General features: G+C 42.3%; 21 protein-coding genes. 14 read left to right on the forward strand and 7 right to left on the reverse strand.

The annotated features are described in order from the left end of the window. Positions 1 to 236: 236 nt before the first annotated feature. A complete protein-coding gene (locus tag OCU56_RS03785) occupies positions 237 to 1,073 on the reverse strand; it encodes an HAD-IIB family hydrolase (RefSeq protein ID WP_261874221.1) in 837 nt (278 codons plus the stop codon). 404 nt (positions 1,074 to 1,477) lie between these two features. Between OCU56_RS03785 and OCU56_RS03790 the strand changes: the two genes are divergently transcribed. Beyond that, entirely contained in the window at positions 1,478 to 2,044 is a 567-nt protein-coding gene (locus OCU56_RS03790) for a hypothetical protein (protein WP_261874222.1), read from the forward strand. A gap of 115 nt (positions 2,045 to 2,159) precedes the next feature. Here the strand turns inward: OCU56_RS03790 and OCU56_RS03795 are convergent, their stop codons facing one another. Further along, positions 2,160 to 2,738, reverse strand: a complete 579-nt coding sequence (locus tag OCU56_RS03795) for a hypothetical protein (RefSeq protein WP_261874223.1) — start codon at positions 2,736 to 2,738, stop codon at positions 2,160 to 2,162. Between the two features lie 349 nt (positions 2,739 to 3,087). On the opposite strand from OCU56_RS03795, the gene OCU56_RS03800 reads away from it, so the two are divergent. Then, positions 3,088 to 3,669, forward strand: a complete 582-nt coding sequence (locus OCU56_RS03800) for a hypothetical protein (protein ID WP_261874224.1) — start codon at positions 3,088 to 3,090, stop codon at positions 3,667 to 3,669. A gap of 68 nt (positions 3,670 to 3,737) precedes the next feature. Here OCU56_RS03800 and OCU56_RS03805 read toward each other — a convergent pair whose 3' ends face one another. After that, positions 3,738 to 4,199 (reverse strand): GNAT family N-acetyltransferase, encoded by a 462-nt coding sequence (locus OCU56_RS03805; RefSeq protein WP_261874225.1) that lies wholly within the window; start codon positions 4,197 to 4,199, stop codon positions 3,738 to 3,740. A 222-nt stretch (positions 4,200 to 4,421) separates the two neighbouring features. Between OCU56_RS03805 and OCU56_RS03810 the strand changes: the two genes are divergently transcribed. Beyond that, positions 4,422 to 5,087: an outer membrane protein gene (locus tag OCU56_RS03810; protein ID WP_261874226.1), complete on the forward strand. Its 666-nt coding sequence runs from the start codon at positions 4,422 to 4,424 to the stop codon at positions 5,085 to 5,087. A 304-nt stretch (positions 5,088 to 5,391) separates the two neighbouring features. Here the strand turns inward: OCU56_RS03810 and OCU56_RS03815 are convergent, their stop codons facing one another. Then, entirely contained in the window at positions 5,392 to 6,369 is a 978-nt protein-coding gene (locus OCU56_RS03815; RefSeq protein ID WP_261874227.1) for a transposase, read from the reverse strand. Positions 6,370 to 6,584: 215 nt separating this feature from the next. After that, on the reverse strand, positions 6,585 to 7,451 hold the full coding sequence (locus OCU56_RS03820) for a LysR family transcriptional regulator (RefSeq protein ID WP_261874228.1): 867 nt from the start codon (positions 7,449 to 7,451) through the stop codon (positions 6,585 to 6,587). A gap of 97 nt (positions 7,452 to 7,548) precedes the next feature. Here OCU56_RS03820 and OCU56_RS03825 point away from each other — a divergent pair, with 97 nt between their 5' ends. The 4 genes from OCU56_RS03825 (at position 7,549) to OCU56_RS03840 (ending at position 12,020) form a co-directional block, all read left to right on the forward strand. Further along, complete coding sequence (locus OCU56_RS03825; RefSeq protein WP_261874229.1) at positions 7,549 to 8,613, forward strand: HlyD family secretion protein; 1,065 nt, start codon at positions 7,549 to 7,551, stop codon at positions 8,611 to 8,613. 9 nt (positions 8,614 to 8,622) lie between these two features. After that, positions 8,623 to 9,639 (forward strand): DUF2955 domain-containing protein, encoded by a 1,017-nt coding sequence (locus OCU56_RS03830; protein ID WP_261874230.1) that lies wholly within the window; start codon positions 8,623 to 8,625, stop codon positions 9,637 to 9,639. Continuing rightward, positions 9,630 to 10,874, forward strand: a complete 1,245-nt coding sequence (locus OCU56_RS03835; RefSeq protein ID WP_261874231.1) for a patatin-like phospholipase family protein — start codon at positions 9,630 to 9,632, stop codon at positions 10,872 to 10,874. Before OCU56_RS03830 ends, OCU56_RS03835 begins: the two co-directional genes overlap by 10 nt. Before the next feature lie 129 nt (positions 10,875 to 11,003). Continuing rightward, the gene (locus OCU56_RS03840; RefSeq protein WP_261874232.1) at positions 11,004 to 12,020 is read left to right on the forward strand and encodes a lipoate--protein ligase; all 1,017 of its coding nucleotides are present in this window, start codon (positions 11,004 to 11,006) and stop codon (positions 12,018 to 12,020) included. Positions 12,021 to 12,765: 745 nt separating this feature from the next. On the opposite strand, the gene OCU56_RS03845 is transcribed toward OCU56_RS03840, so the two are convergent. Then, a complete protein-coding gene (locus OCU56_RS03845; RefSeq protein WP_261874233.1) occupies positions 12,766 to 14,241 on the reverse strand; it encodes a Na+/H+ antiporter NhaC family protein in 1,476 nt (491 codons plus the stop codon). A gap of 16 nt (positions 14,242 to 14,257) precedes the next feature. Continuing rightward, positions 14,258 to 15,601: a glutamine synthetase family protein gene (locus tag OCU56_RS03850; protein WP_261874234.1), complete on the reverse strand. Its 1,344-nt coding sequence runs from the start codon at positions 15,599 to 15,601 to the stop codon at positions 14,258 to 14,260. Positions 15,602 to 15,928: 327 nt separating this feature from the next. Here OCU56_RS03850 and OCU56_RS03855 point away from each other — a divergent pair, with 327 nt between their 5' ends. The 7 genes from OCU56_RS03855 (at position 15,929) to OCU56_RS03885 (ending at position 23,590) form a co-directional block, all read left to right on the forward strand. After that, entirely contained in the window at positions 15,929 to 16,675 is a 747-nt protein-coding gene (locus OCU56_RS03855; protein ID WP_261874235.1) for a gamma-glutamyl-gamma-aminobutyrate hydrolase family protein, read from the forward strand. A 16-nt stretch (positions 16,676 to 16,691) separates the two neighbouring features. Then, a complete protein-coding gene (gene puuR, locus OCU56_RS03860; RefSeq protein ID WP_261874236.1) occupies positions 16,692 to 17,249 on the forward strand; it encodes an HTH-type transcriptional regulator PuuR in 558 nt (185 codons plus the stop codon). A 35-nt stretch (positions 17,250 to 17,284) separates the two neighbouring features. Next, the gene (locus OCU56_RS03865) at positions 17,285 to 18,769 is read left to right on the forward strand and encodes an aldehyde dehydrogenase (protein WP_261874237.1); all 1,485 of its coding nucleotides are present in this window, start codon (positions 17,285 to 17,287) and stop codon (positions 18,767 to 18,769) included. Between the two features lie 27 nt (positions 18,770 to 18,796). Next, positions 18,797 to 20,074: an NAD(P)/FAD-dependent oxidoreductase gene (locus tag OCU56_RS03870; protein WP_261874238.1), complete on the forward strand. Its 1,278-nt coding sequence runs from the start codon at positions 18,797 to 18,799 to the stop codon at positions 20,072 to 20,074. 21 nt (positions 20,075 to 20,095) lie between these two features. Then, positions 20,096 to 20,962 carry an N-carbamoylputrescine amidase gene (gene aguB, locus OCU56_RS03875; RefSeq protein ID WP_261874239.1) on the forward strand — a complete coding sequence of 289 codons (867 nt, stop codon included), beginning with the start codon at positions 20,096 to 20,098 and terminating at the stop codon, positions 20,960 to 20,962. Positions 20,963 to 20,972: 10 nt separating this feature from the next. Further along, a complete protein-coding gene (gene aguA / locus OCU56_RS03880) occupies positions 20,973 to 22,055 on the forward strand; it encodes an agmatine deiminase (RefSeq protein ID WP_261874240.1) in 1,083 nt (360 codons plus the stop codon). A gap of 107 nt (positions 22,056 to 22,162) precedes the next feature. Beyond that, positions 22,163 to 23,590, forward strand: coding sequence for an NAD-dependent succinate-semialdehyde dehydrogenase (locus tag OCU56_RS03885; RefSeq protein WP_261874241.1), 1,428 nt, complete (start codon positions 22,163 to 22,165; stop codon positions 23,588 to 23,590).

The raw sequence follows: 23,590 nt of genomic DNA on the forward strand, positions 1-23,590 counted from the left end.
AAATACCAAAAGGCCCTCAATGCTGGTTAACTAGAAATAGTTTCAGATATTGAGGGTCTTTTTCGTTTTAAGATCAATGATGAGCAGAGCGGTTATATTAATCACACTAAGTAAGTGGTCAGAAATAGCGCAGGAAAAATGCTCAAAAACAAGGCAGAATTTTTCGATAAGTCGTTATTCTACAATCAAAAATTCTAACGCAGTTATCGAGTATTTTAACAAGCTAGAATGACCCGTTATTTTGTATGATTGGTACTAATTAGCCGTTGCCCCTTAGCCGCAATGATTTTGTTGGCTAATTCAGCAAAGCCAAAGCCGCCATTGTGCTCTAGTAAATGGCTAGGTTTATGAGTTAGCTGCGTCAGCACTTTACGGATATTGTTGACGCCATAGGTCGTTGGCAACCACTCAAACATGGCTTCATCATTGAGTGAGTCTCCTACATAACTCACTTGTTGAAATCTGCTTCCTTGATTATGACCGTTGGCTCTTAGATAAGCCTCTGCGGTGGCTCGTTTATTGTGATCGCCAATCCACACATTGAGATGAATGGAGCTGCGGGTTGCGTGTACGGGCTGTCCATCAATGACAAGGGATCGACATTGATGCATTAATTGTTGAGCTATTTTATCACTCACCGGTAGGCGGTCTTGGCTTAGGTTTATCGCCACATCGCACCAGCGAAAGCTTTGATCAGAGGCAAAAGTAATATCAGAATATTGAGCCAATAGCACTTGTAAATGCTGTTTCAATTGAGCTTGCTGGTTTTGCATTTTTGATAATGGTAACTGCGTGTGCACTTTGAACCCTGTAAGGTGTTTTACCATCCAAAAAGCACCATTTTCGCCAATTACACCGTGAATAGGCCAAAGTTTGGCCATTTGATCGCACCAACCAGCGCATGCGCCTGTTACAGCAACCACGTTGACACCCACTTGCTCAAGTTCATATAGCGCTTTTAACGTGACATCGGGAAGTTTTCCCTGCCATGTTAGCGTGTCATCAACATCGGTAAGTAGCCATTCTATATTCTGTAAATGCTCATTATTTAGTGAATCAACGGAGCTTAGCATTGGCGAACTCTTATTGGGTGATAATCAAAAGTTAAGTTTAAACGAATTATCTTATGGTAATAAGTCGCTAACACGACATTGATGTAAAGTTTTTGCTACATCATTAGATTCGGGGGTGCGCAGTCTGAAGGTAAGAGTAACATAGTATTTGTGGCCGTTTGGTTAAGTAAGATCTGAACAGAGTTTTCTCATTAGCATAATATAATTCGTTAAAACAGGAATACCTTATTTTATACTGGTCATCTTTGATGTGTGATAACCGCATAAAATAGAGGCCTAACTTTTCTTGCCTTTCTCATTCGTTGTCACTTAATTTGGACATAGTGTCGACATTAATCGCTACATAAACGTAAATATGGATGTAGCCAACCAATGACAGGCAAATATTAAAATTGGATTTAAAATTGAACAGTAAAAATGGACTTAACATTGCAATCTTAGCGCTACTAATTTCATCTGCTGCTAGCGCACAAAATTTTGATCGTGAAAATATGGGGCAAATTGGTGTTGGACTAGGGTATTCATCATACTCAGATACGACGTCGGTTAATGTGTTTTTTCAGAAGAATTCTGCAGGGCACTTGGGTTTACGTGGGCAAATTGGTATTGCTGGTGGTATAGAGGATACGAAAGACTATAGTGAGGTGATGAATAAGCCGTTTTCTTGGCATAAAAGAACACCTGAAAAAGATGTTGATAGTGCTGTGACTTTTTCGGTGGCCGCAACTTATACGCTAAATACAGAGATACCTATTAGCTTTTGGGTTGGACCTGAATTTGCTTATACGAGAAAATATAAGGCTTATCACTCCAATTATGCAATGGGAAATTACTTCTTAAAAGGAGATTCAGGGAGTTTATGGGGGGGAGCCGCGGGATTGAATTTGACCGCAAATAATGGCTTAAATATGGGCTTAGCTTACTCGTCAACGACTGAAGCCGTACTCTTTGATATCGGTTTTACCAATTAATATTTATGGTGTTACTGACGCTAAATATAAGCAGCTAGCAATGTGTGAGCACGACTAGCTGCTTTTGTCTTCAATACCTCTTAGTAAAATGAAGAGGTATTATGCGCTATTTTAATTATTTGAACGCGTAACGAATGCCTAGAGCTGCATTGACATTGAAGTGGAAGTCATCAGGTATATCTACAGATGGAGCTAATGATACGTAGCCATCCCATTGTGGAGCAAATTGCCAATCTAGGCCTAGAGGGACGCGAATACCATATTCATTAAAGTATTGATCTTCATCTCTTGCCCAGTATCCATCATGCCAATGATGGCATTGACCATTAGCATCATAGGAATCACATTGGCCGTTATGACCGTGCCAGTGACCATGGTTGCCATGCCAAGTTTTATTGAAGTGATAAAAGCCACCAACACCTACATAATAAGTGAATGGTAGTTTAGGGCTAAAGCGTTGATTTTTTACTACAAGATAATCAGCAGAAAGACCATCATTACCAATGAATGCATCTACAGTGTCATAGAGCTCTGCACTTACCCCAAAGCCTTGGTCGAAACCAACACCGAGTTTGAAATCAGAATGGTTTGAGTAACTACGCGGTTTCGTGTTTACAGGCGTTCCTGTATCCGCATGAGCTGCAGTGGCGGATAAAATGACGCCTACGGCCAACAATGCTTTAAATTTATTCATGATATTCCTAATAGTGTACTTGCCCATACATCTGCCTATATATGCGGCAGAAAACATGTGTAATTTTCCATGGATGTGATGAGTATCGCAATAATTCTCAGTAAAGTTCAATCGAGATGGTCTTTTTTGCATGTAAAGATAATTTTCATAAATGAAGAGAGCATGAATTAGAAGGGCCGTATGGCATACTGTTAAATAGAAAGGTTACCGAGGTATCCAGTGCATAATCTGCTTTAGTTGCAATAAAATATCATTAAATAAAAATATAATTCCAAAAATAAAATTTCATTGTTAGAGATAGGAGTATTACTATCCATAATAGTGTCCTACTTTTAAAAAAGGTATAATAATGAAACGCTTGCTAATAATATTTCTTCTATTTAACTTAGGAGGTTGTGCATCTACTTTAAAAGATAAGGTTGTTTTTGAACATCATGATAATACTGTAAAAGTAGACAATCTTAATATGCAGGCAACGTTGGCTGACAATTACACCTTTGTGCGTGATGTTGCATTCGACGGTTATAGAGCATATAGCAACACTCCTGGTGGAGAGACCAATAGATTTAAAGAAGCAATTTATAAAGATAATAATAGCAATAACTTTATTGTTTTCATGAAAAAATCATGTACAAATTGTTTCTTTACACCTGAATCCATATCAACAAATAGCATAGATTCAATTAAGGTAGACAATAATAGATACTATTTACGCAATACAAAATTTGAATTGCAATCTGGCAGCAATGGCGGTGTTCTTGCAAATGTAGTGTTTGATTCTATGAAAGGTGCTAAGAAAACGCAGAGCTTTTGTGGTCAAAAATATACAACAATAAATTACAATCATTTATATAACATCATGGAGTTTAGTCCTTGTGGACAACAAGATGTTGGAATAAAGAATGTGGTGTCTTTTAGTAAATTAAATTAAATTTACATCTGATCGCTTTCACGGCCATATTTTTAATAAAATATGGCCGTGTTATTAAGTAAAAGACCTTAACTAATGAGCAGTTGGTACACTTTACCTTGTTCTGTTTCACTTACAGTGTCAGTGAGTTTTTGACATAAAGCATGACCTGCTTCATTATCGCTATCAACGTGGAAGTTGACTGAAAAGGAAGTGATGCTATTACGTGCTAAACCATTTTTAAGCTCTGCCATCGCTTTTTCAAATACAGCAGTAGCATGACCTTGTTTACGAAACTTTTGAAAAGTAGCAATCTCTATATCAAAATTTAAGCTATCTGCTGCAGAATCCTTCACTGTTGCAACGCACAATGCTTTAACTCGAGTTCCCGTCCCCATGAGTGCGTAAGAGTAGCGAGTCTCGCCATCTGGTTGGTCTAAATAGACAATTATATCTGGGTATAACTCACCTTTATCGGTAAAAATGCTGTTATTGTTTAGTGCCTTTTGAAAGTCACTAAATGCAAATTCTGCGGTATTTTGCTCACTCATATTTATCCCTTAAACAATGTAGCTACGAAGCTATAGCGTCCATTATGCCACATTGGACCATCAATAAACCGCACCATAATTGCAAGGTTAGCTTTCTTGCTCAAACTGTTAATGGGTCGTCAGCCCAATTAAGTTGGAGGTTATGTAAACTTATATTAGGCCGGCATAAAAGATGGGGGATTGTGTTAGTTTTCGCTATTACTCTACTATTTGGTATCTTTCATGAAAAAACATAATCTCATCGCCCTTTGTAGTTTAGCTTTGCTTTCTTCATCGGCATTTGCCAGTTCAGATCAATCAGGTTTTTATGTGTTAGGTGCCGTTGGTACGACGGGTATGGACGATGGCGGTTATACAGAAGATGCTGAGGATACAGTTCGATTAAATGGAAATGATCCATACTTCAAGACGGAGTTGGAAGGTAAAGGTGTAACTAAGCTATACAGTGCAGGCTATCAAATAAACCGCATTGTAGGTATAGAGGCGACCTATACGGATTATGGTCATATTAATGCTAGAACGCATCATGATTCGGTGAAAGTCTTTGATCCAGAATCATTTTCTGTGTCTGCAAATTTAGGCTACTCCTTCCATAACGGTTTACGTCCATTCGCCAAGATAGGGCTTTCGTATGTTGATTTAGGCCAAGATGATTCACAAAATTCGGCAATAAAAAACCCTAATAAATTAGGTGGCGTTCATGTTGGCGCAGGTGTTGAATATGCGTTAGACCTTGGCGAGAACAATGGTAACCTTTTATTTAGAACTGGTGTTGAAGGCGATATAGTTAATGCTGAAATGAAACAAAAAAGCCCCAACAATTTTTATGATGACAACTACAGTTGGTCATTGGCCACCCTATATGCAGGCGTAGGTTACCGCTTCTAATCAAAACATCAAAGGGAAGTACATCTTCCCTTTTTATATCCAGACACCCACCATAGCATCCATGAGATTCTACTATATGTACTATATGGACATCCATAACTAACCCCAAGACTTAGTAGAATCAATGCATCATATTGAGCATGGTGACTACCAATCAACTTGGTTTTGAGTTTCTAGGCGTTGTTCAACAGAAAGAGCACCCTGTATAGGTTGAAAAATAAGGCAAATTAATTGAATAGCGGATTTTGTTATATGCCTTGACTCCCAAAAAAATGAGAAGAGGATCTAGCGAAATATCTGTGGGTTAATTTGCTTTTAGATATTGGCAACACCAAGAAAAGTGTCGTCGTCGTTTTTCTAGGTGCTCACAATAGCAGGTGAGTTCATCAAGTGTACCAACTGGACCACGAAACAATTGACCAAATTCAGTGGTTAATTTTAACCAATTATCACTAGGGATGTGCATTTTGGTGAGTAATTCAGCGCTTTTCTCACTCATCACACCACGTTTACCATTACTAATAATACGTCCTGTTTCTGCTACTAACGTGAGGTAATCTTTGACAGAGAAAGGGATATCTTTATGGTTTGCATTGCGTTCATTTTCATTAAAAGGTAATAAATTTTTCGGTTGTTCCCCTTTTATTGCTGCCTTAATGCGAAGTTGAATGCTCGTATGATCGGATTGCGTTGGGGTGTCGGCCATCTTTGCTCTGATAGGGTTGAGATCGACATAGGCCATACATGTTAAAAGGGCTGCGTCATCCAGTAAGGCTTGCGATTTAAATCGCCCCTCCCAAAATCGACCAGTGCAGTTATCTTCTTTATTTGCTCGGCGAGCAATAGGCTCATTTAAACAACGCATGAACCAACTAATGTCACACAGTCTACTGCGGTAGGTTGCAACTGCATGTTTTAATAAAGATATTTCTTCCGCTGTAACTAAATTACCTTTCACAAACCGGTGAGTAAGATCATCCCCTTTAAATAACTGATGCCATTGCAGTAAAACCTCCCTATCTGTCCAGTTATTAGCCGTATCAATGTCAACACGTAATATCACATGTAAATGGTTAGACATAACAGCAAAAGCTGCCACATCAATGGCAAAAACACGCTCTAATTTCATAATAAGAGATTCAACCCAACCTCTTCTGTGGTCATAGTTTTTACCTGAAAAAGAGTCATTCCCACATAAAAATGCGCGGCGAACTACACGACTACAACAGTGATAGTAGGGTGTATCTTCAATACTAATTTGAGTGCGTCGAGAACGTGGCATCAGTGACTCCAACATGTGTGGCTCACTTTAGTTTAGTCGATCGTTATAATTTGTCCTATATAGTCAATTATTAAAGATGGCTGTCTCATTTTGATTTGGCTTTTTGATTTGTCATGGGTGTCCAAATTTTGATATTAGATTTGAGTTCGGCGAGAGTCTCACAAGAAGGATGGGTGTCTTGATATTTTTTTTGATATTTTTATCTAGTTATTTTTCTATTTGACTTTTTCCCTAAAAAGAGCAATGAGAGCTTGGGTTTTCTTTGATAAATTCTTTGCTGAAGGGTAAATGAGCGTCAAGTTCAGACGAGGAAACTCAATGTGAGGCAACACTTGTATTAGCGCATCATGTGCTACCGAGGTTTGAGAATGAATTTGCGTTTGTGGCAGAAAAGCAATCCCTTTACCTTGTAATGCCATAGAGTGCATTAAATTTAAGTCATCTGTTTTTAGGTGAATGGGAATATCAGCACTCAATAAACCTGCGTTATAGCGATTTGCGAACACGCGGTGAGATTTGAGATCGGCGAGAGTCTCACAAGAAGGATGGGTGTCTAGATATTTTTTTGAGGCGACTAGGTGGGAACTGTATGGGATGAGGCTAAATTGGATATAGTTTTCATCGGCCACGGTTACTCGTTCAGGTAACACTTGAAGATCAAAGCCTTGGCGTTTTAGATCGATACTGTCTTGATGATTTTCGATTTCTAACCTGATATTTGGAAATTGAGTTGAGTACTCGGTAATTATTGAGTTGAAAACTTGTGATGTCATCAATGCTGATGGTACAGCAAGACGTAAAACGCCAATATAATCTTGTTGAGACTCTTTCATTGCCCGCATACCTTGCTCAATATGGTACATCTGTTTATAAGCCAATTGATAAAGGTGTTTCCCTGACTCTGTTAACTCGATTGTACGAGTCGTCCTAATCAATAATTCACAGCCGAGTGCTTCTTCAAGTACCTGAATTCTACGGCTTACTTTGGAGCGCTGTAAGTTATTGGCGTTTGCAGCTGCACTGATGCCACCGTGTAGCACCGTTTGTGTAAATAACCAGAGATCATTGAAGTGAGTGTTCATTGTCCTATTTTTAGCTCTCAAATGTGTGTTTTTTCAGTCTACCAGACTAAAACTATAAACCCTATAATTGCGAAAAGTAAGCAATAAGGCCATTATTATGAGAGAAAATCAGACATTTATGCGCAGCATAACCATTCTAATTATCATTTTTTTTGTTTCATTTGTGTATCTAATTATTTCAGACAGACGTGCGCCTTTTACCACAGAAGGGCGGGTATACGGGCAGGTCGTTCAAGTGGCCTCAGAGGTGACAAGCCGTGTTACCGATGTGCGTATAGAAAATAATGAGCAGGTTAAAAAAGGAGAAATCCTATTTACCTTAGATTCACGTAAATTCGAGATAGCATTAGACCAGGCAGAACTCGCGTTACAATCTGCACAAGAAAAAGAATTGGCACTACGGGCTCAAAAACGAGCCGCAACAGCTAATATTGCACGGGTGGAGGCCTCTTTAAACAACACTCGCGCGGAATATCGACGAATTGCCAAATTAGCCAAAAAACACGCCGTTTCAGCTTCAACCTTAGATAACATAAAAAAACAATATCAAATGGTTTCCGCAGAGTTGGAAATGGAAACCCAAAACTTGCAAATGTTGAATGCACAACTTGAAACCAAGCAAGGCACCATTACCGATGTGCTTGTGGCACAAAGTCGCGTACAGCAAGCAAAGTTGGATTTAAGTAATACCGTAGTTCGCTCCCCAAGTGATGGCATAGTGACAAACCTGAGATTGGAAGTTGGAACGATTGCCAATGCCAATATGCCACTCCTAACATTTATAGCAGACGGGTCTTTTTGGGTGGCCGCAGACTTTCGTGAAAAATCGGTTTCTCGCGTCACAAATAACTTTAATGCCTTGGTTACCTTTGATGCGTATCCAGGAAAAATTTTTGAATATAACGTCGCCAGTCGAGATAAAGGCGTTTCATCCGGTCATCAAAACCCCAACGGCACTTTAACTCAAATTGATGTCAATAATCGTTGGGTACGCGATGCGCAGCGAACCAGAATTAATCTAGACACTGACGGCATTCTACCTGAATCCTTATTTATAGGATCTCGTGCATCCCTCGCTCTTTACTCTGGCGAAAGTCGTTTTTGGCACTTTATTGCTAAAACACGAATTCGATTAACTAGCTGGTTTCACTTTATTTATTAGGTGGTCACGATGAAAGCATATCGTATCTGGTTTGCCTGCTCATTTGGCTTAGCGCTGAGTATGTTATTTGGCTGGAATTTCGGATTTTTAGCCATAGTACTGCCAATGTTTGTGCTCAGTAATACTGACCATTTCCATCTACCTTTGCTGTTGATGATATTTGGTACGGCCATTTGGACGACGCTACAAATGAGTCTTGTATGGGATATATTTAAAGGCTACCCGTTTGCCATGACAGTATTAGTCGGGATTATCTTTCTATGTAAATGCATGGCAATGACCAACAAAAAAACGTTTTTGATGGGCTACATGGGGTTATTAGTCGGCTCAATCATGCTTAATTTTAGTAGCTACTCATTTATGGATATAGAAGAGTTCTCTATCACTATTTGGGTATATTGCATCGTAAATTTCATCATTTGTGCGCTGGCCTATTGGCTGTTTCCTGCATCTGACCAGACAAAAACAGAAACAAACAAAGAGACAAAGGTGCAACAGTCTTCTCAACAAGAACCTCCCATGCAAGGTGAGCAACTGACGATACTGTGGTTACTGCCAATGATTGCATTTATTATTTTTCAAGTAGCAGATCTCCATGACTCGGCCGCAGCTCACGCTTCAATACTCATTATATTGGCACCAATGACCTGTGTGGGTGCACTGCAAATGGTGAAGGTTCGTATTATTGGCACTGCACTGGGCTGTGGCTTAGGATTGGCTATGCAGCTCACCCTTGGTCTTTGGTTTGAAAATGCGTTCTTATACTGGTTATTACTTACGATTGTGATGGCCCCATTATGCTATTGGCAAACACAAGGTGTCGTTAAATCGGCGATTTCCTTTTCTGCCATGGCAGCACTAACCGTGCCAATGACAACAGTACTGACCCCCGGTGAAACAGACGCCTTTTTTGCCCTATTATACCGTTTTAGTTCCATTTTATTCGCTGTTGTATTAAGCGCATTGGTCATACTGCTCATTCAGAAGGTTCTGCAATATCGAAATAGAGAGCGATTATGCAATTAATAATAAGTTCGATAAGAGGTTATAGCCACTGTGACACCCAGTTAAATAGCCGAACCAAAAATGCACTGATAGGCTGTTTGAGTTGTGTGCTGTTACTGCTGCTGCAAGGTTGCGCCGCCCCCACTGAACGCAATGCCTCTATACATTCAGAACTCATGAATCCCTTAGATACTTCAGGGCTTAGGTTTTGGGACGAATATCGTTCCGAAACAGAAAACTACAATGTGGTATTAGAGCTTGAGGCATTGATTGAAAATAAACAGATCTCAGATGAAGTGAACCATTTAGCCCTTTCTGGTGGCGGGGTAAATGGTGCTTTTTCTGCTGGCATATTAAACGCTTGGAGTGAGCAGGGCACTCGACCAGACTTTGACGTGGTTACGGGAGTTTCCACCGGTGCAATTGTCGCCGTCTTTGCTTATTTAGGCGCTGAGTATGATACAGAGCTGAAACATTATTACACCCAAACACCAGTCAGCGACATGTTTCGCAGGAATTCATTAATCACGTTACTTTCAAGAAATGCTTTCGTAGATACCACAGGTTTTGAGCGAAAAGTACGTAAAGCCATTGATAGTAAAATGATGGAAAGATTAAGTATTGAGCGGCAAAAAGGACGAATATTACTCATAGGTACCACCAATCTAGATAATCAAAAAATGGCACTATGGGACATTGGGCGCATTGCACAAGTAAACACATCAGAAGCACAAGCACTGATTCAAAACATAGTCATTGCCAGCAGCTCTATACCAGGAGCATTCCCTGCCAAAGTCATACCTCTTTCTTATCAAGGAGAGACGTATGATGAGCTTCATGTGGATGGAGGCATCTCACGGCAAGTCTTTTTGATCCCACAATGGATTAATAAATCCATAAAAACTTCAGCAAGAGCGCAAAACATATATGTAATACGCAACGGCAGTTTAAAACCGAGATTTAATCAAGTGGAGAGTGGTATTTCATCGGTATCAGCCAGCTCAATAGCGACCTTAATTCGACGCCAAGGAGTCGGTGATGTGGAATATATTTATCACTATAGTGAGCGCAACGGTTATCCGTTTAATCTCGCGCATATTGATGACGATTTCGTCAACTATGAACTTGATCCTTTAAGTTTGGATTACATGAATGCTGTGTATGAATATGGATTCAACAAAATGAAAGATAATGCGTTGTGGCTAGCACACCCGCCAAGCATTCCTTCGCCATCAAATACGGTGCATCATCCGTAAATGAATGACTGAAATCGAAACTGCAATGCATCATTGAGCCTTAGGGTATCCTAGCTTGATATTGAACAAGCGCAGGGATAGGAGTACTATTTTTTGCATATTTACCCATAAATTCACTCAGGTTAGAGCATGTCAAAAACTCGCATTTTATTTTCTACTTCATTTGATCCGTGGTTTAACTTAGCGGTAGAAGATTGCATCTTTCGTTCAATGCCAGCAGATCATAGAGTACTGTTCTTATGGCGAAATGCAGATACGATTGTCATTGGACAAGCTCAGAACCCTTGGAAAGAGTGCAATACATTAAAAATGCAACAAGATGGCATTAAACTCGCCCGTCGACAAAGTGGTGGAGGCGCGGTTTTTCATGACTTGGGTAATACCAATTTCACTTTTATGGCGGGTAAATCTGAATACAACAAAACAGTATCCACCCAGATAGTGTTAACGGCCCTTAACACCTTAGGCATTAAGGGCGAAGCTACAGGTCGCAATGATCTCGTAATAAAAGATGCCACAGGCATTCGCAAATTTTCAGGTTCAGCTTACCGCGAAACGACAGATAGAGGTTTTCATCACGGCACGCTTTTATTGCATGCCGACCTAAGTCGCCTAGCGGATTACCTTAATCCCGATGTCAAAAAACTGCAGGCAAAAGGCATTAATTCGGTACGCTCTCGAGTCAGCAACTTAAATGCCATTAACCCTGATATCGATCATCAATCAGTGTGCGATGCAATATCAAAGGCTTTTTGTGAACATTTCGCGGAAACCGCCGAGGTAGAATACATTTCTCCTGATTCATTACCTGATATGGCAAATTTTGCAGAAAAATTTGCCAAGCAAAAAAGTTGGGATTGGAACTACGGTAAAACGCCGCAGTTTACGCACTCTGTAGATGAACGTTTTACATGGGGTGGGGTAGAACTGCTATTTAACGTAGAAAAAGCACGGATATCTGATGCCAAAATATTTACAGACAGTTTAAACCCTGCGCCTTTGCAACTTTTGTCCCAAAAACTGCAAGGTACCCCCTACCAATCCGCAGCCATTATGTCCTGTATTGATCAGGTCATCGCAGAATATCCAGCAAATAAAGATGAACTTATAGAAATGAAACACTGGTTAGCCACTGCCATTATTTAATATTGCCCTTCTAGGGGAATAATGAATTGATGGGTATTGTTTATATTATTCCTTGCATAACTTATTCATGAGCATAGAATTTGGCAAAACCCATCACACTTTCACTTTATGAAAAACTTACTTCTATTATTAGCTATTATTTTTGCACCATCTACCTTTGCCGCTTGCTATGGCAGTGACTCGTATAAAACTTGCTCAGATAATAATGGTAATACTTATAACGTCCAAAAATATGGTAACACTACGACAGTTAATGGTTCAAATAGCAATACAGGCTCAAGTTGGAACCAAACAAGCACTTCTGTAGGCAATTCGACGTATACTAATGGGACCTCAGCTGATGGAAAGTCTTGGAATAGTACCAGCCACACCGTAGGTAACAATACTTATACATCAGGTACTGATTCTGATGGTAATTCATTCTCATCTACTTGTAATCAGTACGGCTGCAACTAGATAGGATTTCCTATCAATAGGTTTTATCAGGTTAGTCGCAGTAGTGGACGACGGATAAACAAAAGCCAACAAACAAAAATGCCTTATCAAACGATAAGGCATTTTTGTTGCTAGTGACTATTTATACCAATCGTACTAAATAACTGGTCATTCTAGCTTGTTAAAATACTCGATAACTGCGTTAGAATTTTTGATTGTAGAATAACTACTTATCGAAAAATCCTGCCTTGTTTTCGAGCATTTTTCCTGCGCTATTTCTGATCACTTACTTAGTGTGATTGGTATTACTCTATCCCACTAAAAGGAAAAAAAGAGCGGTTGCGACAATGCCAATTAATGCGTAAGGGAATTGCGTGGTGGCATGTTGCATTGAAGTACACCCAGATCCTTGAGCTGACAATACGGTTGAATCACTGAAGAAGCATGAGTGACTGCCTGCAGCTGATGCAGAAAGTAGCGCTGCGATCGTCAAATGTAGTGGTACTCCTAGTTGATCTGCAAGAGGTAAAACTATGGGCATAGCTACTGCAAAGGTCCCCCATGAAGATGCCGTAGCAAAGACCAATGCACCAGTGATAATAAAGATAATGGCAGGGAACATCGAAGCTGATAAGTAGGGGCTTACTGTATCAATAACAAAAGGAGTCACCCCTAAAGAATCGTTCACTGACTTTAGCATGAACCCACCAATCACAGTTGCAAGAGGGAGTAGCATCACCTTGATTCCGTCGTAGATTGCATCAAACATATCATTCATCGAAATTAAGCGTTGAGCGCCATAAAAACATATAGTAAACATGATCGCGACAAACACACCGGCTAATAGATCAATACCGAAATACCAACTCGCTGCAACTAACACAACCATAGGTAATAAGAAGTTGACTAATCCCATTGTTGGGCTGGTATGTGCGGTAATATTTTCACCGAAGTCAACGTCGGTTGCACCATCTGGGATCACTTGTCCTTGCTTGGCTCGCTCTTCGGCTTGCTTCATTTTACCTAAATCTGGTAATTTTTCTAAAGCGACGAGTAGAACGATGAGCAGAGTTACCCAGCCATAAGCCATGTATGGAATGGCCTCAATGTAGGCTTTGATACCTCCACCAGACTCGACGGCTCCATTCGCTTCAAGTAACGAACTAAAGAAAATAGCCCATGTTGAAATAGGGACCAAAATACATATTGGTGCGGCGGTGGAATCGACTAGGTAAGAGAGTTTTTCTCGGGAAACATTATATCCATCAGTGATCTTTTTCATGGATGAAGAAATCGCGATGGCATTAAGGTAGTCATCAATAAAAATCATGATCCCTAGTACAAAGGTCATCAACATAGATTGTTTTCGGCTTTTTACTTTAGAAACCAACATATTCGAAAAACTTAAGATACTACCGCCCTTTTCGAGAATCGCAATTAGCCCTCCCATTAGGCCGCAAACTAGAATGATCCATGCAATGGTTTCGTTCATCATTACATCCATAGATATCCCAACAATTTGCTCTACAGCTTGAGCAGGATTGAGTAATAACACCCCTGCAATGGTGCCACAAAATAGCGCTTCTACGGTGCGATGGGTGGTTAAAGCAAAAATGAGAACCAGTGCTGTAGGAAGAAGGCTCATCCATCCATAGGAATCACCTTCTGTATGGTTTAAGCCAATTGATGTAAAGAAAATGAAAATTGCGACCACCAATAACGATATTATGATGTGTTGCAGGTTGTTCTGTAGTGGCGCATCCAGCGCCTTAGTTTGCGTAGTCATATGCATAGATCCTTTTTTATGCTGAGTGCAACATCCAGTCAATTTCTAATGGGGTGATAGCGCGTTCAAATTCAGCCAGTTCACTTCGTTTGCAAGCTAAATAGAGATGAATAAACTCCTTGCTGATGTACGGGGTTAGCTCCGCTCGCTCTAGCTTATCAAGGGCTTCACACATTCGAAGTGGGAGGTCTACGGCATCTGTACTAATGGCCGTGGGGCATTGCGCTTTGCAATAGTTATCACTGTCTAATACGGCAGACAGTACTACAGCTGCAAGAATGTAGGGGTTAACGTCAGCCCCAGCAATACGATGTTCAATGCGGCGGTTATTACTGTCGCTGAGGGGAACGCGCAGTGCGACACCACGATGATTTTCGCCCCAGTTCGCCTTAGTGGGTGCATACGCACCAGCAACAAATCGGCGGTAAGAGTTTACATTAGGGCAAATCAAGGCCATGACATGGGGTGTTTGGGCGAGCATGGAGGCCATGGTTTGATAAAAAATATCGCTGGCTTGGCCATCGGCTTGACTAAAGTGATTATGATCGGCGTGGTCTAGCAAGCTCAAGTGAATGTGCATGCCGTTCCCCGCTTGTTCGGCAAATGGTTTCGCCATAAAAGTGGCATCAAAGCCATGCTGGTGGGCTACTTGGCGAATGAGGCGCTTGGCAATAATGATTTCATCGCATACACGCAGGACGTCTTTGCTGTGGTTGAAGTTAATTTCGAACTGACCCGGTGCTGATTCAGACAGTGCGCCAGCGGTGTTTAATCCCTGTTGCTGCGCCACTGTATTGAGATCGGCCAAGAAATCTGCGTAATCATCCAACCCATCTAAGTCGTACACTTGCGTATTTTTCTCACGGGATTTTTTTATTGGATTAAAAGCGGTTTGTAACTCCCCTAACTCCCCCCTGGTTTTGTCTATCAAATAAAACTCTAACTCTAAAGCAACGCACGGAAATTGGTCTTTAGCATGCAGTTGCTGTTGCAGATTGGCTAGCAAATTACGAATAAAGAGAGGGCTAGGTATTACGGCCGATTCATCCATCATATTTAATAATACTTGCCCTACAGATTCGTTAGCTGTGGGCATTAAGGTATTAGCTATTGGGAAGCACATGTTGTCTGGTTCCCCTAATTCCTCCCCCAGTCCCGCCGTTTCCACCACATTGCCTTTACTATCTAAGGTGATGGTAGACAGTGGCAGGGCAATGCCTTTATGCAGTTTTTCTAGGGCACTCACTGGAATACGTTTGCCTCTGGGAGTGGCATTAATGTCAGTGAAAATCAGGTCAACAAACTCTATGTTAGGCCACTTTTGTCGAAAATTTTTAACTTCCTGTAAATACGATTCCATGGTGTTCTCCAACAACCCGTTAAAGTGCAGTTCAAATCAGCAAAATAATCATAAAAATAGAGTGGAAATGAGTGATGAGATGCAATCTCTTATAATTCATATGCTTAGATATAAAATATCCATTTTTATTCATATGGTGATGATTTTCTGTTAACTATTTTGTAACAGTTGCGGGTATTTTGCTCAATATAATGACCATAATCAGCGGATTTTTTGTGCAGAAAGTGGATTTAGATCACGCTTTGGTCATAATATCGAGCGTGTTTGTTGATAATATTGCACATGATTTGTAATGTTATTGTTAAATAAATCGAACGCGAAAGTGATATGCCGAGAACAAGCAAACCTATTATTGGAATTGTTAGCTGTGCTAAAGAGTTGCGAGGCTATCAAATACAAGCTGTGAATAGCTTTTATCTAACGGCGGTAAAAGATTTTGGTGGTTTACCGATTATGTTAGCCCCAGATATGACCAAGGAAGACAGTGAGCATCTTGTAGGTCTGTGTGATGGCTTTTTATTTCCAGGCAGTCATTCAAATGTCGCGCCTCATCGTTATTTCGCGTCGCATGCAGAGCCACATAAAGATGAGGCGCGAGATGAGCTTGCATTTACCTTAATTCGTCAAGGGATAGATAAAGGCATTCCGTGTTTAGGTATTTGCCGTGGTTTTCAAGAAATGAATGTCGCGTTAGGGGGATCACTTAACCCTGCGGTTCATGATTCAGGCTTTAATGATCATCGAGAGAGCAAGGTGGAAGACTTTGCGCAAAAGTACGCACCATCACATGCGGTATTGGTTGAAAAACAGGGTTTGTTTGAGCGGTGGTTAGTTGAGAACCACTGGCAAACGACCACGGAATTTGTGGTGAATACTCTTCATAACCAAGGGGTTGAAAAACTTGCACCTCAGTTAAACGTCGAAGCTATCGCTGCTGATGGTTTAGTCGAAGCCTTTAGTCTGTCTGGGCATAAATTCTTTGTTGGCGTGCAGTGGCACCCAGAATGGGAAGCAAAAACCAATCCGTTCTCTCAAATTTTGTTTAAAGAATTTATCATGGCGGCCTCTGTATAAGTTAGGAGTCACCTACATGGACAACCAAGAGATTGGTAAAAATATAGTTCAATTAAGAAAAGAACATGGCTGGTCACAGCGAGAGTTAGCTGAAAGGGCGGGCATTACACATAGCGCTATCTCTTCAATTGAGAACGCAAAAGTAAGCCCTTCGGTGAGTTCGTTGCAAAAAATAGTAAATGTTTTTTCATTGTCACTTTCGGAATTCTTCACCCTTGAACAGCCAAAAACGGATGAAGTTAAGGTGGTTGTTTCCCCTAAAGATCTCGTGGAAATGGGCAATGAATCCGTTTCGATGAAATTGGTGACTAACGGCAGCAAAGAGCAAGTTATTGGATTTTTAATCGAAGAGTATGCCCCATATAGCACCACAGGTGTGGCAGAAATTAAACACGAAGGTGAAGAGATAGGCACGATTTTACAGGGCGAAATTACTCTGGAATATAAAGAGCAGTCTTTCACTCTTAAACAAGGTGAATCGTACATTATAGATACGACTCAACCGCATAAGTTTACCAATCACACAGACAAGGCTTGTCGAATGATAAGCGCGCATACGCCAACCACATTCTAGTGGGCCTTGCCTTGTTGTGATAACAAGGAGAGCGAATGAAAACCCAAGCACAATGGATTGAACTTAAAAACAGTCTAACTATCGAAAATCGTGCCTTTATTAATGGTGAATATACTGCCGCTATTAGTGGCAAAACATTAGAGGTTGTTAACCCTGCCACTGATGAAGTACTCACTCAAATAGCTCGTTGCCAAGAGGAAGACGTTGATTTGGCGGTAACATGTGCTCGTCACGCTTTTCAAAGGGGAGAGTGGAGTAACAGCGCTCCATCACATCGTAAAAAAGTGCTTAACCAATTTGCCGCACTGATCGACCAACATCGTGAACCATTGGCTTTGCTAGAAACACTGGATACAGGAAAGCCCATCACACATAGCGTCTCAACGGATATTCCAGGCGCGGCCAGTGCCTTGCGTTGGTATGCAGAAGCCATTGATAAGGTGTATGGCGAAGTGGCTCCAACAGAAAAAGAGGTGCACGCCTTTGTTTCTCATCAAGCTATTGGAGTGGTGGCTGCGGTTGTGCCATGGAACTTCCCGTTATGGCTAGCTTGCTGGAAGCTCGGCCCTGCGTTAGCTGCGGGTAACAGCGTTATTCTTAAACCTTCTGAAAAATCCTCGCTTACTGCTATTTATATTGGGCAACTGGCCCGTCAAGCAGGCTTACCTTGTGGTGTCTTACAGGTAGTTACCGGCTTTGGTCATGAAGCGGGTGATGCGTTGGCCAAACACCAAGATGTTGACTGTATCGCGTTTACTGGCTCGACGCGTATAGCAGGTCAACTGATGGTGCGTTCTGGTGAAAGTAACCTCAAGCGTGTGTTTGCTGAAGCCGGTGGCAAAAACGCCAACATTATTTTTGAAGATTGTGGCTATCTCGACCGTGCTGCAGCTGAAACCGCAGCGGGTTGCTTTTACAACCAAGGTGAAGTGTGTGTCGCCGCCACTCGTCTATTGGTTCACGAAAGCATTAAAGACCGTTTTGTGGATAAGGTGATTTCAGCGGCGCAATCTTTCATGCCTAAAGATCCCATGGACACGTCTTCTGCTATGGGGGCACTCATCGATCAACAGCACAAAGAAAAAGTACTGGAATACATAAAACTTGGCCAAGATGAAGGGGCTGTACTGCGTTGCGGTGGTGATGTTGAGGGGCGAGGAGCCTTTGTACTACCGACCATTCTTGACAACGTAAATAACAAAATGCGTATCGCTCAAGAAGAGATTTTTGGCCCCGTGTTATGTGTGATTGCATTTAAAGATGAAGCCGAAGCAGTGGCTATCGCCAATGACTCTAAATATGGGTTAGGTGCGGGGTTGTGGAGTGACAATATTCATCGAGTTCACCGCGTAGCTAAACAACTGCAAGCGGGATCGGTTTGGGTCAACAACTACAACGAGGGTGACATGACCGTACCATTTGGTGGATTTAAAATGAGTGGCAATGGTCGAGATAAATCATTGCATGCCATAGAAAAGTTCACGGAAACCAAGACAACATGGATTCGTTTACACCCATAAGTCTGCAGATCATAAAGGAATATATCGATGAATAAGCATACGGATTCGTTTTACGCACACTCCATTCCCGACATGCCAGAGTTTGCGCAATTGCAAGATAATATCGAGTGTGATGTGTGCGTTGTAGGGGCCGGGTTTTCCGGTTTATCTTCTGCTCTGCACCTTGCTGAAAAGGGTTTCAAAGTCGTGGTGCTGGAAAGTGCCAAGGTCGGTTTTGGAGCCACGGGTCGCAATGGTGGTCAAATAGTGAATAGCTACAGCCGAGATGTGGATGTCATCGAAAGTCGCTACGATAAATCCCAAGCGCAGGCCTTGTGCAATATGATTTTCGAAGGTGGTGATGTGATTCGTGGTCTTATTGATAAGTACGATATCCAGTGTGACCATAAAAAAGGGGGGTTATTTACCGCGCTTAATAAAAAGCAATTGCAGGGCCTAGAGGAACATAAGAAAAATTGGCAACGTTATGGTAACGATCAATTGACCATGCTAGATGCTGAGCAAGTGCAAGCGGCGGTAGGCACTCAAGTTTATAGCGGTGGTTTGCTGGACATGCGTGGCGGTCATATTCACCCATTGAAATTAGCTTTGGGGGAGGCGGCTGCATTGGTTTCTCTTGGCGGTCAAATCTTCGAGCAATCAGCGGTCACCGCTATTGAAAAGGGGACGAACCCGGTCGCAAGAACGGCCAGAGGTAGCGTAAAAAGCAAATATTTAGTGTTAGCAGGTAATGCTTATTTAGGGGGGCTTGCGCCTAATATCAGTAACAAAGCGATCCCGTGCGGCACGCAAGTGGTGGCAACTGCGCCATTGAGTGATGAGCAGCTACAGCAGGTACTCCCCAGCGACTACTGTGTTGAAGATTGTAATTATTTATTAGATTACTTCCGTTTAAGCGCAGATAAACGTTTGTTGTTCGGCGGTGGCGTTGTGTATGGGGGACGGGATCCAAAAGATGTACAAAACTTGATCAGACCGAAACTAGAAGGGGTATTCCCGCAGCTTAAAGGCATCAAAATCGATTATAGCTGGACAGGTAATTTCTTACTGACTTATTCACGTATGCCTCAGTTCGGCTCTTTTGACGACAATATTTATTATTTACAGGGCTACAGTGGTCATGGGGTTACCTGTACTCACTTAGCCGGCAAACTTTTGGCTGAAGCCTTAACCGGTCACGCCGAGCGTTTTGATGCGTTTGCTCAACTTAAGCATTACGCCTTTCCTGGTGGGCGCCACTTTCAAATCCCATTTACGGCAGTTGGCGCGGCTTATTATAACCTAAGAGACAAATTGGCTATCTAAGCAATAGATAAGGAGCGTCTAATGAGTAGAGTCGTAAAATTTGCAGCCTTACAGCTAACAAAAAGCTGGGATCTGCAAGATAACTTAAATAAAGCTAAGCAAGCCATTGGTGAGGCGGCTAGTAATGGAGCCAATGTGATTCTTCCACAAGAATTGTTTGCGGCCCCTTATTTTTGTAAGAAGCAGCAAGCTAAGTATTTTTCCTTGGCGCAGCAAACAGACCATTGCGTCTTGATCAAGGAAATGAGCGCCCTAGCAAAAGAGTTAGGTGTCGTTATTCCGGTCAGTTATTTTGAAAAAGCAGGCAACACTTTTTTTAACTCATTAGTGATGATCGATGCGGATGGCTCTGTGTTAGATAACTATCGAAAGTCACATATTCCAGATGGGCCTGGCTACAACGAGAAGTATTATTTCAGCCCAGGGGACACCGGTTTTAAAGTGTGGGACACCAAGTTTGGTAAGTTTGGTGCGGGCATCTGTTGGGATCAATGGTTTCCTGAGCTCGCTCGTAGCTTAGTGCTACAAGGAGCCGAAGCGATTTTCTATCCAACGGCCATTGGCAGCGAGCCACACGATCCGACGCTTGATTCTCGTGATCATTGGCAACGTACAATGCAAGGACACTCCGCAGCAAACTTGGTCCCTGTGATTGCCGCAAACCGTGTTGGCACTGAGTGCGATGATGGCATCGAAATGACCTTCTATGGTTCTTCGTTCATTACCGATCATACTGGAGGCAAGTTGGCAGAAGCGCCCCGCGAAGGGGAAGCCATTATCTATGCAGAAGTCGATCTAAGCAAAACCGCACAAGCGCGTCACGCATGGGGGCTATTTCGCGACCGTCGTCCCGAACTGTATAGCCATGTTGGCAAATTAGCCGTTTAAAGGAAAGACGATGCTGTTATCCACAACCCCCTTGCAAGATGGCTTCTATTTTCCAGCGGAGTTTCAGCCAGTGGCCGAAGTGTGGCTGGCTTGGCCAGAAAGACAAGATAATTGGCGTGACAATGCACTGCCAGCTCAGCAAACGTTCGCTCACGTTGCCAATGCAATTTGCAAAGTGACTAAGGTGTGTGTCGCGGTGAGTGCCAAGCAGCGCGATCATGCGCGGCGATTGCTTCAACCGCAAATACATTTAGTTGATATCCCATATAACGACGCGTGGATGCGAGATATTGGCCCTACCGTCTTAGTCAATGAAGCGGGTGAGCGTCGTGGTATCAATTGGCAGTTTAATGCGTGGGGCGGTGAATATAATGGCCTCTATGATAATTGGCAGCAGGATGATTTAGTTGCAAAGTCAGTGTGTGATGTTGTGGGTATTGATCACTATAACGCGCCGTTGGTTTTAGAAGGGGGATCGATTCATACCGATGGTGAAGGCACTCTCTATACAACAAAAGAGTGCTTGCTAAGTCCTGGACGAAACCCTCAGCTAAATCAACAGCAGATAGAAGCAACCCTTAAACACTATTTAAATATCGAAAAAATTATTTGGCTTCCTAAAGGCTTATTTGCTGATGAAACGGATGGGCACGTGGATAACTTAATGCATGTGATTGCGCCTGCAAAGGTGGTGTTGAGCTGGACTGATGATAGAGATGATCCTCAGTACGCGCTTTCTCGACAGGCGGAAAAGGTGCTCTCCACACAAGTGGATGCACAGGGGCGAGAGATTAAAGTTATCCGTCTGCCGTTGCCGGGCCCTTTATATTACAGCGAGTCCGAAGCAAACGGTATTGAACAAAGTGTGGCAATGACTCGTGAAGCGGGAGCAAGGCTGAGTGCTTCCTATGCCAATTTTCTTATGGTCAATAATCATCTATTTTTGCCATTGCTTGATGAGGCAACGGATGCTCAGGCAATAAAGGTATTGCAGCAAGCATTGCCAGATTATCAAGTGGTAGGAATAGCAACACGAGAGGTGTTACTCGGTGGGGGGAATATCCATTGTATTACTCAGCAAATCCCAGCGTAATTAACTCATTTCTATATTTAAGACAATGAGTTATTGGTTTTTAATTGCCTGTTAACTATGCCGTTAGAGAGCAAGGCAATATTATAAAGTGGCTAAAAGGAATCACCATGCAACATATTACAAATCAATCATTGCTGTCGTTTATGGTGCCAAATGAACAGCAAGGCATTGCGGTCAATAACCCCGCAACGGGTGACGTATTGGGTTTTGCACCCGTTTCGGTTGAGCAGGATATTCTAGGCAGTATTGAGCGTGCCAGCGTCGCACAAAAAGAGTGGGCGGCATTGCCGAGCAAAAGTCGCTCGGCAGTGCTTCTTAGCTGGTACCAATTGATATTGGATAATAAAGAAGATCTTGGGCGATTGATGACCTTAGAGCAAGGTAAGCCTTTGGCCGAAGCTCAAGGTGAAGTGCTTTATGGCGCAAGTTTTATCCAATGGTTTGCGGAGGAGGCGAAGCGCACTTATGGAGAAACGATTCCCACCCCCAGTGGTGATAAACGCCTGCTCACCATAAAACAACCTGTAGGCGTTGCCTGCGCTATCACCCCTTGGAACTTCCCGATAGCCATGATCACGCGTAAAGCGGGGCCAGCCTTAGCAGCAGGATGTAGCTTTATAGTGAAACCATCAGAATCAACCCCTTTATCGGCTTTTGCCGTCGCGGAGCTGGCTTATCAAGCGGGCATTCCACGGGATGTATTACAAGTGGTGTTAGGTAGTGATGCGCGGCAAGTTGGCCGTATCTTCACCTCTCACCCATTGATTCGAAAACTCTCTTTTACCGGCTCAACGCAAGTTGGACGAGTCCTCATGCAGCAAAGTGCCAACGACATTAAGCGCACTTCTATGGAGCTCGGCGGTAATGCTCCGTTTATCGTCTTTGATGATGCTGATATCGATGCTGCAGTCGTAGGGGCGATGGCTTCTAAATTCCGTAATGCGGGGCAAACTTGTGTGTGTGCAAATCGCTTTTATGTGCACAGCAAAGTATATGACGAATTTGTCAGCAAATTTTCCGCCGCCGTACAGCAACTAAAAGTGGGCAATGGTCTGGATGAAGGAGTCAGTATTGGCCCTGTTATTAGCGCAGCGGCAAAGCAGAACATTCAGTCACTCATTGATGGCGCGATTGCACAAGGGGCACAGCCTATGTCTGAGCTTCGTACTCTCGATGGCTTATTTATGCAGCCAGTGGTGCTGAAAAATGTTACGCACGATATGGATATTATTGCTAACGAGATATTTGGCCCAGTTGCCCCAGTCATCAAATTTTCTGATGACCAACAACTGATTGAAATGGCCAACGACACCATTTATGGCTTGGCGTCTTACTTCTACAGCCAGAATATTCACCGCGTGTGGAAGATTGCCGAAGCGCTTGAATATGGCATGGTCGGCATTAACGAAGGCATGATCTCCAATGAAGTGGCTCCGTTTGGGGGCGTTAAACAATCGGGCATCGGACGCGAAGGGGCAAAGCAGGGTATCGATGAATACATGAACATTAAATACCTCTGCTTTGGCGGCAATTAA

Origin of the sequence: Vibrio rarus (assembly GCF_024347075.1) — a bacterium.
GTDB lineage: Bacteria > Pseudomonadota > Gammaproteobacteria > Enterobacterales > Vibrionaceae > Vibrio > Vibrio rarus.

Excerpts from the sequence above, each read along its gene's own strand:
- OCU56_RS03820 (WP_261874228.1), bottom strand. The coding sequence starts at position 7,451 with ATGAACACTCACTTCAATGATCTCTGGTTATTTACACAAACGGTGCTA.
- OCU56_RS03795 (WP_261874223.1), bottom strand. The coding sequence starts at position 2,738 with ATGAATAAATTTAAAGCATTGTTGGCCGTAGGCGTCATTTTATCCGCC.
- puuR (WP_261874236.1), top strand. The coding sequence starts at position 16,692 with ATGGACAACCAAGAGATTGGTAAAAATATAGTTCAATTAAGAAAAGAA.
- OCU56_RS03870 (WP_261874238.1), top strand. The coding sequence starts at position 18,797 with ATGAATAAGCATACGGATTCGTTTTACGCACACTCCATTCCCGACATG.
- OCU56_RS03815 (WP_261874227.1), bottom strand. The coding sequence starts at position 6,369 with ATGCCACGTTCTCGACGCACTCAAATTAGTATTGAAGATACACCCTAC.
- aguA (WP_261874240.1), top strand. The coding sequence starts at position 20,973 with ATGCTGTTATCCACAACCCCCTTGCAAGATGGCTTCTATTTTCCAGCG.
- OCU56_RS03835 (WP_261874231.1), top strand. The coding sequence starts at position 9,630 with ATGCAATTAATAATAAGTTCGATAAGAGGTTATAGCCACTGTGACACC.
- OCU56_RS03840 (WP_261874232.1), top strand. The coding sequence starts at position 11,004 with ATGTCAAAAACTCGCATTTTATTTTCTACTTCATTTGATCCGTGGTTT.
- OCU56_RS03785 (WP_261874221.1), bottom strand. The coding sequence starts at position 1,073 with ATGCTAAGCTCCGTTGATTCACTAAATAATGAGCATTTACAGAATATA.
- OCU56_RS03805 (WP_261874225.1), bottom strand. The coding sequence starts at position 4,199 with ATGAGTGAGCAAAATACCGCAGAATTTGCATTTAGTGACTTTCAAAAG.
- OCU56_RS03850 (WP_261874234.1), bottom strand. The coding sequence starts at position 15,601 with ATGGAATCGTATTTACAGGAAGTTAAAAATTTTCGACAAAAGTGGCCT.
- OCU56_RS03845 (WP_261874233.1), bottom strand. The coding sequence starts at position 14,241 with ATGACTACGCAAACTAAGGCGCTGGATGCGCCACTACAGAACAACCTG.
- OCU56_RS03825 (WP_261874229.1), top strand. The coding sequence starts at position 7,549 with ATGAGAGAAAATCAGACATTTATGCGCAGCATAACCATTCTAATTATC.
- OCU56_RS03830 (WP_261874230.1), top strand. The coding sequence starts at position 8,623 with ATGAAAGCATATCGTATCTGGTTTGCCTGCTCATTTGGCTTAGCGCTG.
- OCU56_RS03855 (WP_261874235.1), top strand. The coding sequence starts at position 15,929 with ATGCCGAGAACAAGCAAACCTATTATTGGAATTGTTAGCTGTGCTAAA.
- OCU56_RS03810 (WP_261874226.1), top strand. The coding sequence starts at position 4,422 with ATGAAAAAACATAATCTCATCGCCCTTTGTAGTTTAGCTTTGCTTTCT.
- OCU56_RS03865 (WP_261874237.1), top strand. The coding sequence starts at position 17,285 with ATGAAAACCCAAGCACAATGGATTGAACTTAAAAACAGTCTAACTATC.
- OCU56_RS03885 (WP_261874241.1), top strand. The coding sequence starts at position 22,163 with ATGCAACATATTACAAATCAATCATTGCTGTCGTTTATGGTGCCAAAT.
- aguB (WP_261874239.1), top strand. The coding sequence starts at position 20,096 with ATGAGTAGAGTCGTAAAATTTGCAGCCTTACAGCTAACAAAAAGCTGG.
- OCU56_RS03800 (WP_261874224.1), top strand. The coding sequence starts at position 3,088 with ATGAAACGCTTGCTAATAATATTTCTTCTATTTAACTTAGGAGGTTGT.